This is a genomic window from Stenotrophomonas sp. 2YAF22 (assembly GCF_052114665.1).
GTDB classification, from domain to species: Bacteria; Pseudomonadota; Gammaproteobacteria; order Xanthomonadales; family Xanthomonadaceae; genus Stenotrophomonas; species Stenotrophomonas indicatrix.
The window spans coordinates 1-1,775 of record NZ_JBFRFE010000754.1; the positions used below are offsets into that span (position 1 = coordinate 1).

Below are 1,775 nucleotides of genomic sequence, written 5' to 3' on the forward strand. Positions count from 1 at the left end.
GGGGATTAGTGGCGAACGGGTGAGTAACACGTGAGTAACCTGCCCTTAACTCTGGGATAAGCCTGGGAAACTGGGTCTAATACCGGATATGACTCCTCATCGCATGGTGGGGGGTGGAAAGCTTTTTGTGGTTTTGGATGGACTCGCGGCCTATCAGCTTGTTGGTGAGGTAATGGCTCACCAAGGCGACGACGGGTAGCCGGCCTGAGAGGGTGACCGGCCACACTGGGACTGAGACACGGCCCAGACTCCTACGGGAGGCAGCAGTGGGGAATATTGCACAATGGGCGCAAGCCTGATGCAGCGACGCCGCGTGAGGGATGACGGCCTTCGGGTTGTAAACCTCTTTCAGTAGGGAAGAAGCGAAAGTGACGGTACCTGCAGAAGAAGCGCCGGCTAACTACGTGCCAGCAGCCGCGGTAATACGTAGGGCGCAAGCGTTATCCGGAATTATTGGGCGTAAAGAGCTCGTAGGCGGTTTGTCGCGTCTGCCGTGAAAGTCCGGGGCTCAACTCCGGATCTGCGGTGGGTACGGGCAGACTAGAGTGATGTAGGGGAGACTGGAATTCCTGGTGTAGCGGTGAAATGCGCAGATATCAGGAGGAACACCGATGGCGAAGGCAGGTCTCTGGGCATTAACTGACGCTGAGGAGCGAAAGCATGGGGAGCGAACAGGATTAGATACCCTGGTAGTCCATGCCGTAAACGTTGGGCACTAGGTGTGGGGGACATTCCACGTTTTCCGCGCCGTAGCTAACGCATTAAGTGCCCCGCCTGGGGAGTACGGCCGCAAGGCTAAAACTCAAAGGAATTGACGGGGGCCCGCACAAGCGGCGGAGCATGCGGATTAATTCGATGCAACGCGAAGAACCTTACCAAGGCTTGACATGGACTGGAAACATCTGGAGACAGGTGCCCCGCTTGCGGCCGGTTCACAGGTGGTGCATGGTTGTCGTCAGCTCGTGTCGTGAGATGTTGGGTTAAGTCCCGCAACGAGCGCAACCCTCGTTCCATGTTGCCAGCGCGTAATGGCGGGGACTCATGGGAGACTGCCGGGGTCAACTCGGAGGAAGGTGGGGACGACGTCAAATCATCATGCCCCTTATGTCTTGGGCTTCACGCATGCTACAATGGCCGGTACAAAGGGTTGCGATACTGTGAGGTGGAGCTAATCCCAAAAAGCCGGTCTCAGTTCGGATTGGGGTCTGCAACTCGACCCCATGAAGTCGGAGTCGCTAGTAATCGCAGATCAGCAACGCTGCGGTGAATACGTTCCCGGGCCTTGTACACACCGCCCGTCAAGTCACGAAAGTTGGTAACACCCGAAGCCGGTGGCCTAACCCCTTGTGGGAGGGAGCTGTCGAAGGTGGGACTGGCGATTGGGACTAAGTCGTAACAAGGTAGCCGTACCGGAAGGTGCGGCTGGATCACCTCCTTTCTAAGGAGCACCTACAAYWWCCCTGCCCCGTGTATGCGGGTGTGGTGGTGTTGTCAGGAGTACGCCCGTTGCGCAGACGCAAGTTCTGCGGCGGGTGCTCACGGGTGGAATATCAGCAAATAGCGGCCGCCGGTTCTTCGCCGGCACCCAGTACGGATCCTGCCTTCCTTTGGAAGTGCGGTGGTCCTGGAACGGTGCGGGAGAGGGTACGGGCGGTTTAGTGTTTGGCACACTGTTGGGTCCTGAGACAACAGGACCGGGGTTCACGGCTTCGTGCTGTGGTTCCGGGTTTTGTGTTTCTGGTTTCCCTGCTGCACCGAGTGCACGGCTGGCCCCC

General features: G+C 58.1%; 1 rRNA gene. It reads left to right on the top strand.

Annotation, left to right across the window (positions count from 1 at the left end):
• Positions 1 to 1,438, top strand: a 16S ribosomal RNA gene (locus tag AB4Y84_RS20790); the annotation flags it as partial.
• Between the last annotated feature and the right edge of the window lie 337 nt (positions 1,439 to 1,775).